Origin of the sequence: Mesorhizobium sp. M1A.T.Ca.IN.004.03.1.1, from assembly GCF_003997555.1 — a bacterium.
Lineage (GTDB): Bacteria > Pseudomonadota > Alphaproteobacteria > Rhizobiales > Rhizobiaceae > Mesorhizobium.
This window is the reverse complement of record NZ_RZTV01001230.1, coordinates 1-229: the sequence shown is the minus strand read 5'-3', so window position 1 is coordinate 229 and position 229 is coordinate 1. Positions and strand designations below refer to the sequence as shown.

Below are 229 nucleotides of genomic sequence, written 5' to 3'. Positions count from 1 at the left end.
GAGCAGGTGGCAAAGCTGCCGCCGCTGATGCCGGCAAGCACGCGGCCGACGAACAGCATCCAGAAGCTGGTGGCGATGCCGCAAATGAAATTGTCGATCGCGAAGGTCAGCACCGAAAGCAACAGGATCGGCCGGCGGCCAAAGCGGTCGGACAGGTTTCCGAGCAGCGGCGCGAACAGGAATTGCATGCCGGCATAGACCAGCATCAGCCAGCCGCCGTCGATCGCCG

1 protein-coding gene is annotated in these 229 nt (G+C 63.8%); it reads right to left on the bottom strand.

What is annotated here, in order from left to right:
- A partial coding sequence (locus EOD29_RS35620; RefSeq protein WP_164764135.1) for an MFS transporter occupies positions 1 to 229 on the bottom strand: 229 nt, incomplete at both ends.